This is a genomic window from Paenibacillus apii, from assembly GCF_011043685.1.
GTDB lineage: Bacteria > Bacillota > Bacilli > Paenibacillales > Paenibacillaceae > Paenibacillus_AQ > Paenibacillus_AQ sabinae.
Genome location: NZ_JAAKGU010000001.1, coordinates 208,221 through 223,072 on the forward strand (window position 1 = coordinate 208,221; position 14,852 = coordinate 223,072).

At 54.8% G+C, this 14,852-nt stretch carries 16 protein-coding genes; 3 read left to right on the plus strand and 13 right to left on the minus strand.

What is annotated here, in order from left to right:
* Positions 1–9: 9 nt before the first annotated feature.
* Entirely contained in the window at positions 10–1,077 is a 1,068-nt protein-coding gene (gene pdhA / locus G5B47_RS01040; protein WP_165093420.1) for a pyruvate dehydrogenase (acetyl-transferring) E1 component subunit alpha, read from the minus strand.
* A 267-nt stretch (positions 1,078–1,344) separates the two neighbouring features.
* Here pdhA and G5B47_RS01045 point away from each other — a divergent pair, with 267 nt between their 5' ends.
* Positions 1,345–2,076 carry an alpha/beta hydrolase gene (locus G5B47_RS01045; RefSeq protein WP_165093422.1) on the plus strand — a complete coding sequence of 244 codons (732 nt, stop codon included), beginning with the start codon at positions 1,345–1,347 and terminating at the stop codon, positions 2,074–2,076.
* Positions 2,077–2,186: 110 nt separating this feature from the next.
* Here G5B47_RS01045 and G5B47_RS01050 read toward each other — a convergent pair whose 3' ends face one another.
* Positions 2,187–2,657, minus strand: coding sequence for a low molecular weight protein-tyrosine-phosphatase (locus G5B47_RS01050; protein ID WP_165093424.1), 471 nt, complete (start codon positions 2,655–2,657; stop codon positions 2,187–2,189).
* A gap of 172 nt (positions 2,658–2,829) precedes the next feature.
* On the opposite strand from G5B47_RS01050, the gene G5B47_RS01055 reads away from it, so the two are divergent.
* Together G5B47_RS01055 and G5B47_RS01060 are read left to right on the plus strand one after the other, a co-directional pair.
* Positions 2,830–3,471 carry a thiamine diphosphokinase gene (locus G5B47_RS01055; RefSeq protein ID WP_165093425.1) on the plus strand — a complete coding sequence of 214 codons (642 nt, stop codon included), beginning with the start codon at positions 2,830–2,832 and terminating at the stop codon, positions 3,469–3,471.
* A gap of 287 nt (positions 3,472–3,758) precedes the next feature.
* Entirely contained in the window at positions 3,759–4,262 is a 504-nt protein-coding gene (locus tag G5B47_RS01060; protein ID WP_165093427.1) for a C40 family peptidase, read from the plus strand.
* A 30-nt stretch (positions 4,263–4,292) separates the two neighbouring features.
* Here the strand turns inward: G5B47_RS01060 and G5B47_RS25980 are convergent, their stop codons facing one another.
* From G5B47_RS25980 to G5B47_RS01115, 11 genes are all read right to left on the minus strand, one after another.
* Positions 4,293–5,036, minus strand: coding sequence for a response regulator transcription factor (locus G5B47_RS25980; RefSeq protein WP_165093429.1), 744 nt, complete (start codon positions 5,034–5,036; stop codon positions 4,293–4,295).
* Positions 5,037–5,178: 142 nt separating this feature from the next.
* Positions 5,179–6,249 (minus strand): ThiF family adenylyltransferase, encoded by a 1,071-nt coding sequence (locus tag G5B47_RS01070; protein ID WP_165093430.1) that lies wholly within the window; start codon positions 6,247–6,249, stop codon positions 5,179–5,181.
* Between the two features lie 166 nt (positions 6,250–6,415).
* Entirely contained in the window at positions 6,416–7,969 is a 1,554-nt protein-coding gene (locus tag G5B47_RS01075) for an ABC-F family ATP-binding cassette domain-containing protein (protein ID WP_165093432.1), read from the minus strand.
* A gap of 111 nt (positions 7,970–8,080) precedes the next feature.
* Positions 8,081–9,580: a serine/threonine-protein kinase gene (locus G5B47_RS01080; RefSeq protein WP_165093434.1), complete on the minus strand. Its 1,500-nt coding sequence runs from the start codon at positions 9,578–9,580 to the stop codon at positions 8,081–8,083.
* Positions 9,581–9,715: 135 nt separating this feature from the next.
* Positions 9,716–10,783, minus strand: coding sequence for an SAM-dependent methyltransferase (locus G5B47_RS01085; protein ID WP_206107165.1), 1,068 nt, complete (start codon positions 10,781–10,783; stop codon positions 9,716–9,718).
* Positions 10,780–11,562 (minus strand): ABC transporter ATP-binding protein, encoded by a 783-nt coding sequence (locus tag G5B47_RS01090; RefSeq protein ID WP_165093436.1) that lies wholly within the window; start codon positions 11,560–11,562, stop codon positions 10,780–10,782. Before G5B47_RS01090 ends, G5B47_RS01085 begins: the two co-directional genes overlap by 4 nt.
* Before the next feature lie 2 nt (positions 11,563–11,564).
* Positions 11,565–11,885, minus strand: a complete 321-nt coding sequence (locus tag G5B47_RS01095) for a YbbN family protein (protein ID WP_165093438.1) — start codon at positions 11,883–11,885, stop codon at positions 11,565–11,567.
* A complete protein-coding gene (locus G5B47_RS01100; protein WP_165095340.1) occupies positions 11,882–12,226 on the minus strand; it encodes a cyclic-phosphate processing receiver domain-containing protein in 345 nt (114 codons plus the stop codon). The genes G5B47_RS01095 and G5B47_RS01100 overlap by 4 nt, the downstream gene beginning before the upstream one ends.
* Positions 12,227–12,241: 15 nt before the next feature.
* Complete coding sequence (locus tag G5B47_RS01105; RefSeq protein ID WP_165093439.1) at positions 12,242–13,093, minus strand: deoxyribonuclease IV; 852 nt, start codon at positions 13,091–13,093, stop codon at positions 12,242–12,244.
* Positions 13,083–13,898: an Fpg/Nei family DNA glycosylase gene (locus tag G5B47_RS01110; RefSeq protein ID WP_165093441.1), complete on the minus strand. Its 816-nt coding sequence runs from the start codon at positions 13,896–13,898 to the stop codon at positions 13,083–13,085. The genes G5B47_RS01105 and G5B47_RS01110 overlap by 11 nt, the downstream gene beginning before the upstream one ends.
* Positions 13,899–13,953: 55 nt before the next feature.
* A complete protein-coding gene (locus G5B47_RS01115) occupies positions 13,954–14,760 on the minus strand; it encodes an HAD-IIA family hydrolase (protein ID WP_206107166.1) in 807 nt (268 codons plus the stop codon).
* Positions 14,761–14,852: the final 92 nt, after the last annotated feature.

Consider the following 14,852-nt stretch of genomic DNA (forward strand, 5'->3'; position numbering starts at 1 on the left):
AACTCCTCCTTATTCAAAATCCGCTTTTTGCTCTTCCAGATCCTTCGGCGTCTTTTCGAACATGCTGTCGATCAGGCCGGAGATCGTCATTTTTTCGGTTTTTTCCGCAAGTTTGATTTCTTCGTTCACTTTCGCTTTCGCTTCGTCCTTCGCGCGCTGCGTATCTTCATCGCTCCACAGGCCTTTGGATTCCAGATACTTCACCACACGGGCAATCGGGTCTTTCTCGTTCCACTCGCCCTCTTCCTCTTTCGTGCGGTATTTACTGGCGTCATCGGACAGGGAGTGCGGACGGAAACGGTATGTAACGGCTTCGATCAAGGTAGCTCCTTCTCCGTTACGTGCACGCTCAGCTGCTTCTTTCACGGCCTGAATGACCGCAAAAATGTCCATACCGTCGACCTTCACACCGGTAATGCCCGCTGCAACCGCTTTATGGGCGATCGACTTGGCCGCGGTTTGCTTCGCGAACGGGGTGGTGATGGCGTAGCCGTTATTTTGCACGAAGAAGATAACCGGCAGCTTGAAACGGCCAGCAAAGTTAAGACCTTCATAGAAATCGCCTTCGGAGGAGCCTCCGTCACCAGTGTAGGTAATAGCGACATTCTTCTGATTCTTCAATTTAAAGCCCATCGCAATGCCGACGGCATGCAGAATTTGGGCGCCGATAATGATTTGCGGAGGCAGCACGCTTACATCCTCAGGGATTTCACCGCCGTGCTGATGGCCACGGGAGTACAGAAATGCCTGATGAAGAGGCAGGCCGTGCCAAACCAGCTGCGGAATATCGCGGTAGCCCGGGCAGACGAAGTCTTCCTTCTCCAGGGCGAATTCGCTGCCGACCATTGTCGCTTCCTGTCCGGAAGTCGGCGCATAGAATCCAAGGCGGCCTTGGCGGCCCAGGTTGACCGCACGGTCATCCCATGTCCGGGTGAAAATCATGCGGTAAGCAATTTCTTTTAATTGATCGTCGGTAAGCTCAGGCATTTTATCCTTGTTGATCACTTCTCCGGCTGGAGAAAGAACCGAGAGAGCTTCAACGTCCTCTGTATAAACCTCGTAAGGAACTTTACTCATTATCTTCACCTCAGTAAAAAAGTTTGAATAACAATTTGAATATTGGCTGCCACTGTTATAGAATTATTATACACCTGTTTCGCTGATTTCGTCAAAGAAATACGCATTTAATTTATAGTAGCGTAAGTTTTGTATGTATAACAGGCAATCAATTTTAATATAACAGTTTTGACAGTTTTCAAAATGTAAATGATTTTTGCCACAAAAACCATTCTAACTCATTGCCGGAAGCATTGCAAAATCCGACAGGAAAGGCGGCTATCAGCCATGAATGATTCTGTTTTTCTGAAACGTACAATTGTAAAACATACCCTGTGGAGCGATAGTCTGGGGGAGGAGCGCAAGCTGCGCGTCTACCTTCCTCCTGGCTATAACGAACTGCTCAGTTATCCTGTCGTCTATTGCCAGGACGGTGAGGAGTTCTTCAACTTTGGCCGGATCGCGACCATAGCGGGCAGGCTGATTCTCGAGGAAGGCGCCGATCCGTTCATCATCGTCGGAGTGGAGGTGAACGTGGCCGTCCGAACCCAGGAATATGCGCCGTTCGGCACCCGGTTCGATCAATATCTGTCATGCTTTGCCGAAGAAATTATCCCCTATATTGAGCAAAATTATCCGGTTCGCCGCACACCGTCCGAACGGATCGTAGCCGGAGACTCGCTTGGAGGAAGCGTTTCGCTGCATCTTGCCCTCCGGTATCCGGACCTGTTCACCCGCGTGCTCAGCCTGTCCGGCGCGTTCTATCCCCTTACGCTGGAGTGGATCGAGGATGAGACCGACCTTTCGTGGCTAGACATCAACATGGTCGTCGGGCTGCAGGAAAGGGATTATCAGACCGACACGGGCGTCTACGACTTCGTTCAATTGAACCGGGATGCCAGGAAGCTGCTGGAGGAGCGGGGCGCCAAGGTGGATTACCGCGAAAAAGAAGGCCGCCATATCTGGGGCTTCTGGCAAAAAGAACTTCCCGAATCGCTCCTCTATTTCTTAAACGCTTGAAAAGGGCTTGAACGCCCAAAATGGTGAACAACTTCTTACAATTGCAATATTCAAGGGTAATGATTACGCTTTCATAAGAGGGCGAAGAAAGAGAACCGCAGCCCTCTTTTCTATTTTGACGCCAGATCCTGCTTCAGCTTCTCCAGCAGAACTTCGCAGCCTGCGTTTACCAGCTCGTAGACCTCCTCAAAATTCCCGGTAAAATAGGGGTCCGGAACTTCCCTTTGCTCATTGTCCGGCAGCAGATCCATAAAGTACATGAGCTTCGCATCCTCGCCCCCTGGCAGCTTGCGCACATTGGCTCCGTTCGATTTGTCCATGCAGACGATGTATTCGAATTTGCCGAAGTCTTCCCCGCTTACTCTCCGAGCAGCCATCCCTTTATAACTGATTCCGTATTGGTCCAGCATCCGTCTTGTTCCCTCATGCGGCGGTTTTCCGATATGCCAGTCTCCGGTTCCGGCCGAATCCACGGATATTTGTTCCTGAAGTCCTTCCTTGGCGATCTTGTCTCTAAGTACGGCTTCCGCCATTGGAGAACGGCAAATATTTCCCAGGCAGACAAACAGCACATTAAGCACAACACTTCCCCCTTATTCTCAAGATTTCCCTGCGCCATAAATCCTTGTTGTTGCCGCGCCTGAAGGCGCCTTCCCCATTTTAGCCCGGACGATGGCAATTGTACAACCTGCCGATGTGCTTTATACTAGGTCAGGATTACAAATGCTGCTATTTACGGAAGGAGGACCTGCGATGCCAGCGCGCAGATGCGTTATTTTTGCAGGCGGAGAGCTGTCCGAACTGTTCTTGAAGGAAATTGACCACGAAGATTACATTATCGGCGCAGACCGAGGTGCGCTGTTTCTCATTAATCATGGCGTCATTCCCGACATTGCCGTAGGCGATTTCGATTCCATTAAGCCGGACGAGTTCAAATTAATTGAAGAAAAGTGTCCGAAGGTGATTGCTTGCGATCCCGTTGACAAGGACTTGACCGACAGCGAGCTTGCCCTCGATCTGGCGATAGAGACACAACCTGAAGAAATTCTGCTCTTTGGCGTTACGGGAACCCGTCTCGATCATACACTGGCCGGCATTCAGATGATGGCCCGGGCGCTTCAGCGGCAGATCCGCTGCTCGGTGATGGATCTCACCAATTATGTGACGATCACCGGCTCTCAAGCCCTCGTTCAGGAACGCGGCTATACCTATGTCTCTCTGCTGCCCGTTACTCCGGAAGTCACAGGGATTACACTGCAGGGATTCCAGTACCCGTTAACTGATGCCACGCTAAAGCTGGGACAATCACTGGGGATCAGCAACCGGCTGACCTCTCAGGCAGGAACCGTAACGATAGAGAGCGGTCTTCTCCTGATTATTCAGAGTAAGGATTGAAGGAAAGTAGATCAAATTTAAGACATCTTTGTAACTTTGTGATCTTTTTTAAAAAGGCGGATTCCCTTGATCCATAAGGGTTTATCCGTCTTTTTTATTTGTGTAGCTGTGCAAAAATTAATTTTTTGTAACTTTTAATCTACTTTTAATAAAACGCATACATCCCTTGACCGCCAAAGGTTTGCGGCTTCACCGCCAAATTTTAGGGTGTTTCAGACCTGTTATACTACTTTCAGGCCAAGGCAATTGCTTGGACAAATATCATACATCTTTGGAGGTTCTACAGCATGAGAAAAACCACTTTCATTCATAAAGTAGTCGTTGCGGGAATCTGCACGGCGATCGGCTTTGGCGGTATCATGGCAAGCGGTGAAGCAACACCTACCGCGCAAGCGGCCTCGGCTGCATCGACAGGCTCGAATATTGTAGGCTTCGGCAAAAACTTTTTGGGAGTACCTTATAAATTCGGCGCCTCGACTTCGACAACCCGTAACTTCGACTGCTCTTCCTTTACCAAATATATTTTCAAAAGATACGGCGTGAATCTGCCCCGCACCTCGGTTAAGCAATCCAAGGTAGGCAGAGCGGTATCCAAATCCAACCTGCGTGTCGGGGATCTTGTATTCTTCTCCAGCGGCGCCCGCGCCAACGGCCGTAATGTCACACATGTAGCGGTTTATGCCGGTAACGGAAAAATCCTGCATACGTACGGCTCTCCGGGGGTTACGATTTCCAACCTGAACTCTGGCAACTGGAAAAGAACGTATCTGAAGGCACGCCGCGTACTGTAACTCTAAGCACCGGCTGTATTACAACCGGACTTATACTAATGGCGCCATTTCTGGCGCCTTGACTACATAACCCGCGCCGCGAACCGTATGGATCAGCTTCTGCCGGTACCCTTTATCAACCTTTAGCCTCAGATGGCGGATGTAGACATCCACCACATTGGTGCTGGCTTGAAAATGGTATCCCCATACATGGCGTAAAATATCATCGCGTGTGCAAATCTCGCCCGTGTTGGCGGACAGATAGTACAGCAGTGCGAATTCTTTCGGGGTGAGCATCAAATCCCGGCCTTCACGGTTAGCCCGCCTACGGGATGGCTCAAGCACAAGGTCGCCGATCTTTAGCCTGCGGCCGGTTCGCCGCGGCAGCGTCAGCGCCAGCAGGTTCTCGATCCGGCATCTCAGCTCGCCGGCGTGAAGCGGGTAAGACATATAATCGTTGGCCCCCGCCTTGAACGCGGATACCGCCGCGTCTCCGCCCCGAGATGCGGAAATGGCCAGAACCGGAAAGCTTTTGCCGTCCTCCCGGGCTTCCGCCACCGCCTCCCAGCCTTCCCATGGACCGCCGTCCGGTATTTCCGCTACGAGCATAGCGGTATCCCACTTCGACAATTGGTCCCGCAGGCCCTCTAGGCCAGGGCTTTCTTCTACCGTCAGACCGGTCTCCCGGAGAATGCGGCCGATTGCGGCCCGCCCGCTCTCTTGCTCATCCCGGCCGCCGGGCAGTATCCGGTCCTCCTTCCCTTCAGGGAAGAACCAAACAATTGTTTCATCCACGGAAATCCTCCATATCCGCCGGCTGCGCGAGCAGCGGACCCGGCGCACGCTGTATTACCGTCTAGATTTCCCAAAAAAACAACGGCCATTCCAAATGCGGATGGCCGTTGTCTTTATAGATCAGTCTTGATGTATTAAACTCTTATCCAAAATAGCGGTGATAAACGCTCCTCGCCGCCGAAATATCGTTCGTTCCGTGTACGAGAGCCCGGCCGTCCGCAAACACGACGACCCGGTAATCTCCGTCGTTGAACGAGACAAGGTACGGATTGCTCTCTACCTTGCCGAGTCCGAGTCTCGACAGCCTGCTCGCGGTGTCCGGAAGCGACAGCGAGCTGCGAACCGCCGGACGGATTTGCACCGTGTTCCGCCCGCAGAGCACATCGCTGCGCTCCGTGTTCGCTGCGGACAGGTACGGATACACCGGCTCGCTTCCGCATGACGGGCAGTGCGCCTTGCGGGCGGCCCCCACGCCGATTTCCTGATATTCGTTGTTCCAGATGTCAAATGTCATCAGCTTCCCGCGCAGCTGGCTTTTCCGCCCTCCGAGCAGCTTGATCGCCTCGGCCGTTGCGTTTGAAGTCACCATCTGTACAGCCTGGGGCAGGATGCCCGCCGTGTCGCAGGTATCCCCGCCCAGCGGAACGGTGCCGAGCAGACAGTTCAAACAGGGCGTCTCGCCCGGAATAAACGTATAGGTGACCCCGTAGCTTGCCACGCATGCGCCGTATATCCATGGAATACCGTGCTTCTGCGCTATATCATTCAGAATGAGTCGGGTATCGAAGTTATCCGTCCCGTCCATGATGAGGTCGATTCCCGGTACGAGCGCCTCCAATTCTTCCGCGCGCACGTCCAGGATGTGGCTTTCCACCGTGACTTCCGAATTGATCGCCGTAAGCCTCGCTTTGGCGGCCGCCGCTTTCGGTATGCGGTTCTCGGCGTCCTCCTCCGTGTACAGCTGCTGGCGCTGCAAGTTGCTCCACTCCACATAGTCGCGGTCGGCAATGACAACTCGTCCGACCCCGCAGCGCACCAGTGTCTCGGCGATGCCGGTACCCAGCGCTCCTGCTCCGACCACAAGCACGCTAGATTGACCGAGCCTTCGTTGGCCTTCCTCGCCAAACGGGCCAAACCGCACCTGACGCGAATAGCGCCCGTCTCTTCCGGCGGCTACGGAAGCCGTCATCTCTATCTCCTGATTTCTTTCCATGCGGAAGATCCCCCTTCATGTTCAAAAGTCCGGGAATACGGCTTCTCAACCGCCGTCTCCCGGACTTATCTTTATTAATCTTGAGTCTGAGCATCTGCGCCGCCGGTTAAACCCAAAGACGCTTCCGGCACATATTAGCCATTATAACCGGCTAATTCCGGTGGCGCTATACGGATTGTGTCGACCACTGCTCGACGTTCCATGTTTTGGTCACCCAATCTTCATAGAAGTCGGGTTCGTGAGATACGAGCAGTACGGTGCCCTTGAATTCTTTGAGCGCCCGCTTCAGCTCTTCCTTGGCCACGACGTCCAGATGGTTCGTCGGTTCGTCGAACAGGATCCAGTTGCTCTCGCGCATCATCAGCTTGCACAGCCGCACTTTCGCCTGCTCTCCACCGCTCAGCATGTTCAGCGGACGGGTAATATGCTCGTTCTTCAGGCCGCAGCGCGCCAGGTGGGCCCGCACTTCATGCTGATTCAGGCTGGAAAACTCATTCCAGACATCGTCGATCGGTGTGAGGTTGCCGGCTTTGACCTCCTGCTGAAAGTAAGCGGGGGACAGGAAGTCCCCCAGGTAGGTCTTCCCGCTAATCGGCGGAATAACGCCGAGAATTGTCTTCAGCAGCGTCGATTTGCCGACACCGTTGCAGCCGACGATGGCGATCTTCTCGCCGCGCTCGATCGTCATGTTCAGCTTCGGCAGCAGCGGACGGTCATAGCCGATTTCGAAGTCGATGCCCTCGAATACCGTCTTCCCGCTTGCCCGGCTCTCCTTGAAGTTAAACGTTGGCTTGGCGGCTTCCTCCGGCTTGTCGATCCGTTCAAGGCGCTCAAGCTGCTTCTCCCGGCTCTTCGCCCGTCCGGACGTCGAGTAGCGGGCCTTGTTACGCTGGATGAAGTCTTCCTGCTTCTTGATAAATTCCTGCTGCTTCTCGTACGCATCGATATGCTGCGTCTTGTTGATGTAAGCCATGTCCAGGAACTTCTCGTAGTTAGCCGTATAGCGCGTCAGCTTCGCAAATTCCAGATGGTAGACGACATCCACGACCTTGTTCATGAACTCCGTATCATGGGAAATCAGCATGAACGCATACGGATACTGCTTCAAATAGTTGGTCAGCCAATCGATATGCTCCACATCGAGATAGTTGGTTGGCTCGTCGAGCAGCAGCACGTTCGGTTTCTCCAGCAGCAGCTTGGCCAGCAGCACCTTGGTCCGCTGTCCGCCGCTCAGTGCGGCCACATCCCGGTCCAGTCCGATTGCGGACAGTCCGAGCCCGTTGGCCATCTCCTCCACCTTAACGTCGATCAGGTAAAAGTCCCCGATATCCAGCTGCTCCTGGATTTCGCCCATTTGCTCCAGCAGAAGCTCCAATTCTTCCGGCGAGGCTTCGGCCATTTTCTCGGTGATGCCCATCATTTCCTGCTCAAGCTCAAGCAGCGGCAAAAAAGCGTCCTTCAGCACATCGCGCACCGTCTTACCTGGCGTAAGCACCGTATGCTGGTCCAGGTAGCCGTAGCGGACTCTTGGCGTCCACTCCACCTTGCCGCCGTCCTTCAGCAGTTTTCCCGTCAAAATATTCATCAGCGTCGACTTGCCGACGCCGTTCGCTCCAACAAGCCCGACATGCTCTCCGGCGAGGAGACGGAACGATACGTTCTTAAACAGCTGACGGTCCCCAAAATTGTGGGAAACGTCTTCTACAGTAAGTAAACTCATAAATTCTCTGCAAGCTCCTATCTATATTTAAAATCATGGATATTCAGCAGGTTATACAATGATTTATTTTAGCATAAAGAGCCTGCTTTCAGAAATAAAAAAGTTTACATTTCATCTTTTTTTCCGCTGTAAAAAGCTTCCCTTATTCCGCCCGCCACCCTTTTCCAGGATACTGACGAACAAATTCTTCAGGACCGGTTCCATCTCCCCTCCGGTTGCAAAAGGCTCAGGCTGACAGGGAAGGGTGTACACTTCCTTGCTGCCCAGCGCCCGTCTCAGCAGTTCGGAGGCCTGGCTGCCGGCCATTGGAAGGGCAATCTTCCAGCCGCTATCCTGCAGGTAACCACAGCGGCGCAGCCGCATCAGCGTCTCCTCCATGCGCCAATCGGCACCCGAGGCGATCAGCACGGGAATGTCGCCTTGGGCAAACTGCTCGGCTGCCCCCTCATACGCTCCAGTGCCCATATCGAGAACAATGTAACGGTAGCGGCCCGCCATATCCGCAAGGCTGCCGCTCCCGGGACGCTTCCAGCAATCAAAGCCGTTAACCTCAAGGGGACCGTCCGCTCCTTCGGATGGAGCCCTCCGCCCGGCGGCTTCGGCCAACGCGCCGATCCGCCCGTAGACGGGCGATTCCGGCGCGTAATCGACCCAGGCCGTCCTCCCGTAGCGGCTGAGGAACCTTGCAGCAGCCAGCGAAGCATGCGTCGTCCCGAGGCCTGATGCCGTGCCCATCATCGTTACGATGCTGGTCTTGCCCTGTGGATGAAGGCGTTCGGCGAGCGGCTCATTCTTCCGCTCTCCGGCGGAACGGTCCGGCTTTACTCCTTCCAGAACCCGAAGCACCTCTGCCGCACTTTCGTACCGGTCCTCCGGCCTCGGCCGGAGCAGCCTTCGCAGCACGGGAATGAGCGGCTCCGGGACACGGCCTTCCAGCCGCCGCTCCATACCGGCGGACCATCCACTGGTTTGTCCGCCCGTGGCGAGGTACAGCAGCAGGGCGCCCAAACCGTACAGATCGGATCTGTGGTCACTCTGGCCGCTTCCGTACTGCTCCGGCGCGGCGAATCCTACCGTTCCCAGCTTAACCGTATCCTCGCCCGCGTCCATCCTGTGCCTGCGGGCGATCCCGAAATCAATCAGCATGAGCTCGTTGTCCGGAGTCAGCATAATATTCGAGGGCTTCAAGTCGCGGTAGACGATCGGCGGGCGGTGCTGGTGAAGATACTGCAGCACTTCCAGCAGCTGCTCAGCGAACAAGAGCAGCGTATCGCCCGGGATCACACCGCCTCGTGCCTCCATATACCGGTCCAGTGTCAACCCTTCGATAAAGTCCATAACAAGATAGGAATAGCCGTCTTCGTCCGGCGGAATGAAATCGGCGACCCTTGGAAGCCGCCGGTGATTTAGAGCGATGAGCAGCTCCGCCTCGGCCTGCACGCTCCCGTAAAGATCCTCCGTCACGCATTCCTTAATGGCCCAGCGCTTGCCGGGCAGCCGCAAATCCTCGCCCAGGTGCACATGGCTGCTTCCCCCCGAGCCAACGAGACCGGTTACCAAGTACCGGTCTCCCAGAATTTGTCCCTGTATCAGTTTCGATGGATACCGCATTTCCTTTCCCTCCCGATAGCTTTTTTCCATGCAAAAAAGCACCCCGCTGCAGACGGCCGCACTAATGGCGGCTTACGCTTCAGCGGGATGCTTTCCCGATGGATAGATGTTCGACTTATCCGAAAATTTATCGCTTTAATATTTAATCATATAAAGGGTTATCTCGTCCCGGTTATGAAACAGCTGCTTTGCCCGCTGAATCTGCATCCGTTCGGCTTCGAACATAGCCATAATCTCTTTAATCAGCGCCAGCGGCTTCTTGTAGAGCAGCTTTACGGTGACAACGGCGGTTCCTCCGGGCGTCAGGCTGTACAGCAGTTCCGTCACTAGCTTAGCCATCAGCTTCGGGCTCCAGCTCATGTCGCAGACGAGGAGATCGAACTCGTTCTCCTTGAATTTGACCTCTCCGGCATTCTTGCGAAGCACTTTAAGGCCGGGATGATCCTTCAGCGATTCATGCATGCGGGCGGGATCGACGGCAGTTACAGCCAGTCCCCGCTCCAGAAGAAAGGACGTCCAGCCGCCGGGCGCCGCCCCGATATCGAGGGCGCGGCGGAAGCTGCTAAACGATATGCCGAATTCCTTCTCCGCTTCCATCAGCTTGAATTTCGCCCGGGAAATCTGTCCGTCCTCGCGCCGGAACCGAATCGCGCCGCCGTTCCAGTCGGACAAATTGTCATCGGGCCGGGATACCCCGGCGTATAGCGCGTTCGCGGCAACATAGACCGAAACGATCCATGCCGGATTCTGGACGGTAAATTCGGCGGCGACGCCCTCAAGCCCCGCCTGCAGCCGTTCTCGCAGCTCGCCGGGACTTTCCCGCCAGAATGAATCATCGGTCTTGCGCACCTGTATGGCGATTCGCTCCCCCTGGAGCTCGCTTCTGCGGCTCAAATAAATCGTTAGCCGCTCCAGCGCTTCCTCGCTACCTTCATCCTGCAGCTGAACAGGCTGAATATGGCGCAGAAAGATCGGCGGGTTCTCCGTCAGGCGCCGTGTAACCTCTTCTGGCTCCGCCTGAAGCGTAGCTAGAAATATTTCGCCGGGCAGCAGCAGGGTGCTCTTGACCGAGCCGAATTCGCGGCGGAGCTCCTCCTGGGCGTAAGGGGCAAAGCCGTGATTGGCAGTGCAAATATATCGGGAAACCGTCCCGTTCCCCTCCGCAGACGGATTTTGTTCAATGCTTTGGTTAAGCTCGCTCAAATGGATAATCCTCCACGTTTAATTTTGATCCAGGGGCGCTCTTCCTCCCATTCGATGTCCACTGGAAGCTCATACGCAGCCAGCATCATCTCGCGGGTCAGCACCTCTTTCTTCGGTCCCGCTCCGGCCAGCCGGCCTCCGCGGATCAGCGCCACATGGGTAAACAGCGGCACAATTTCCTCGACATGATGAGTGACATAGACGACGGTTACCTCCCGGCGGTTAAGCTTGTCCACCTCGGCCAGCATTTTTTCCCGCTCATAGAGATCAAGTCCCGCGCACGGCTCGTCCATAATGAGCAGCTTCGGGTCCGCCATCAGGCAGCGCGCGAGCATCGCCTTTTTGCGTTCTCCCTGAGAAAGCGTGCCGAACGGGTGATCCGCCAGCCGTCCCAAATTCATGTCCTCCAGCAGAGCGATCGCCTTGGCCTTGATGTCCGCAGGAATCTCCTGATAAAAGCGCAGGTAGGCGTAAGCCCCCGTCGCCACAACCTCCCAGACCGGATCGCGGAGAGTCAATTTCTCCATCAGCGAAGGTCCAATATAACCAATCTCCTTGCGCACCTCGCGCAAGTCAACCTGGCCGTAGGTATGCCCGAGCACCTTGACCGTACCGCTGCTTGGGAACAAATAGCCGGTCATCATCTCAAGCAGCGTTGTTTTTCCCGAACCGTTCCGACCGAGGATGACCCAATTCTCACCTTGATGGATATCGAGCGACACATCGTCCAGTATAAGGTTCTGCTCTCTGCGAAGGGTAAGATGCTGTAAAGAAATCATGATCAATTCACACTCCTTATGTACTCCAGCACACGCTCCACTGAATGAAAAGCATAATGAATATGCGGCGGCCGATTGCGGTCTGCATCAAATACGAGCAGTGCCGGAACGCTGGAAATACGGTACTGACTGATAATGGCAGGAAGAAGATTAATATTCCCGGATACGGGCTGAGCGCTTGGCGGGAGCAGATGTCCGGCGACATCCAGCATCCGGCGTGCCGCTTTGCACGTTCCGCAGAGCGGCGTCTCCAGAAAGACGGCTAGCGGGGCTCCGCCCTGGCTTATGGCATCAAGCAGTTCGGTTTCGTTCATTTCGATCATAGCCCGGCGGCTCCCGAAACGATTTCCCGCAGCTTCGCTATCGGAACCGGCCCGTTATGGACCAAGGTTGCTTCCGGTCTGGCAGGGTATAACAGCTCGAACATTTCTTTTCTTCCGGATACGCTCGAGGTATGCAGGTAGATTTCCCGGGGGAACAGCGCTTCAAGCACGATGCGTTTGGCTACGAATCCCCCGGCTTCGTCATCCGGCCCCATGTCATAGTCTAGAGAAAGCACGCCGACCTCGCACTCGCGAAGCATCAGCAGACACTCCTCCGTCGTGCGGGCCAGCGTAAATCCTTCGGGAGCACGCCTGTAATCGTCCATATACACATGTATCATCAAACCTGCGCCCCCCTATGATTCAAACCATGACCGAACTTCCGCCATCTCATTTTTATGCGTGCCGTCCGGGCCCTTCTCCGTCTCCAGAATGGCGGGTTTGCCGAGCAGCGGCTCCGATGTGAGCAGTTTTTTCATGCCTTGGGTGCCGATATGGCCCGACCCGACCCGGGCATGCCTGTCCCGCTTGGAGGAATACGGATAACGGGAATCGTTAAGGTGGACAGCCGCCAAATGCGGCCAATAGCCCAGCTTGTCACCCGACTCCAGCAGTTCCCCCGTGCGCTCCGGATTCCAGATTCCAGCGGCAAAAGCGTGGCAGGTATCGAAGCAAAATCCGATTTTTTCCGGGTATCGGCTCAGCTCCCGAATCTTGACCAGCTCCTCCAGCGTCGTTCCTTCAAAGCCGCCATTGCCCGCCTGATTCTCGATCAGCAGCTTGGCCTTTCCGTTCCACGACTGAAGCGTATCATTTATACATTGTATAATATTTTGATAGCCTTGCAACGGTTCAAGCTTGTGAAAATGCCCGAAATGCGCCACAATCCCCAGCGATCCGCACGCTTCGGCGATCTCCAGATCGTTAAGCAGCGACTTGACCATCGTTTCCCGGTTCGGTGCGTCACCTTCCCCGGCAGCGAGATTGGTGGGATAAGGCGTATGGGCGATGGACAGCAATCCTTTTTCCCGGCAGAAAGACACGCACGCTCCCGCATCCTTCGCTTCCAACACTTTAAGCTGGAGACTGCGCGGGTTTTTCGGAAAATATTGAAAACAATTTGCACCGCTTCCCCACGCCGCCCGGGCGGCTTGCGCGTAACCCCCGCGAATGCTGACATGCGCACCGATATACGGCTCAGCGTTCATGCTGGCATTCCGGACAATAGAACACTTTCCGGCTGGACAGCTCCGATTTCACAATCGTTCCGCCGCATCGTTTGCAGGATTCTCCTTCCCGGTCATACACCTTGCAGCTGTCATTGTAGCCGCCTGTCATCGTGTCCCCCGTCATGAACGGGATCTCCATATAGCCGCCGATGTCCGACGCCTCGCTCAGCACTTTACAGGCCGCGCCGTACAACCGGCTGATCGACTCCGGGGTTAATCCCTGAACGGGCGCCGCAGGCAGCAGAGCCGCTTCGAACGCGATTTCATCGGCATAGCAGTTCCCGATTCCGGCAAAGACCTGCTGGTTCACCAGCACGCTTTTGAGCGCTCCCCGTCTTCCCTTCAGCAGCTCGGCAAACCGCTTCTCATTCATGCGCTTGTCCAATAGTTCGGGACCCAGCTTGGCAAGCGCCGCCTGCGTCTCCTTAACGGATAACAGATGGAGGTAACCCAGCCGCAAGCCCATAAAATACAAAATCCGGTCGCCAAAAGCTATCTCCACCTGCGTACTGCGGCTTGGACGCTCCTCCTCCGTTCCAAAGAACAGCAGTCCGCCAAGCATGAGATGCAAGAGCAGCCTTCGCCCGTCATGCAGATGAAACACCAGATGCTTCCCTCTGCGTTCAACAAAAACCACGCGCGCGCCTGTGAGGCTTTTTTCGAACAGCTCCGGTTCCACGTTAATCGATTGTTCTCTGTTAACCGTCACTCCGGTGACCGGTACATTGACTATATGTTTTGAAAGCAGCCTGCGATAGTTCTCCATTTCCGGAAATTCCGGCATCGTTCATCGTCCTCTCCACCTGTACTTACCCAATAACAAAAATGCAGCCATGCCATTATACACCAAGCAGCACGCGCAAATCAGCCAAATTCCGACAAATATAATCCGGGGAAACTCCCGTCAGCTCCTTGTGCCGCTCCAGATTGTCCTCCGTCGTCACTCCCGTCAGCAGCAGTACCGTACGGCAGCCCGCATTCGCTCCTGCGGCTATATCCGTCCTCATATTGTCTCCGACAACGACAGCTTCTTTCGAATCGATGCCAAGCCGGGATGTTGCATAGTTCATCAAATAGCGGTGCGGCTTGCCGATAATGACCGGCGTCGTGCCGCTGGCGGCTTCGATTGCCGCTCCCAGCGTTCCCGCTCCCGGCATCATGCCGTTATCTGAAGGCAGCATCAAATCCGGATTGGTCAGCACAAATTTCGCGCCCCCGGCAATCCAGCGGGCCGCCCTGGTCAGCGAATCATATGTAAAAGACCGGTCAATCCCTTGAACGAGGTACTGCGGCGAATCGGACACGATGTTCAGGCCCGTTTCCTCGCACGCCCTGAGCAGACCTTCTTCCCCAAGTATCGCCACGGATGCGCCCGGGGATTCCTCCGCAATATATCTCGCGGCCGCAAGCGAAGATGTGCAAACTTCCCGCGCCTCGGCTTCAATTCCCATAGCCAGCAAATGTGCAGCCACGCTTTCCGGCGTCCTCGACGAGTTGTTCGTTACAAACAGAAACGGAATGCCTTTCGCTCTTAGCCCGGCAATCAGCTCGTCCGCTCCCGGGATCATGATGCCGCCGTGATATAACGTGCCGTCCAGGTCCAAGAGCAGGCCTTTGATGTTATCAATCCGTATGGTTTCGGTCATTGTCACTCATCCTCCCCATCGCATGATTTATGGTATAAATGATTAACGACATAAAATAATGATACTTAAGGCCACATCTATTTAAAGAGAAC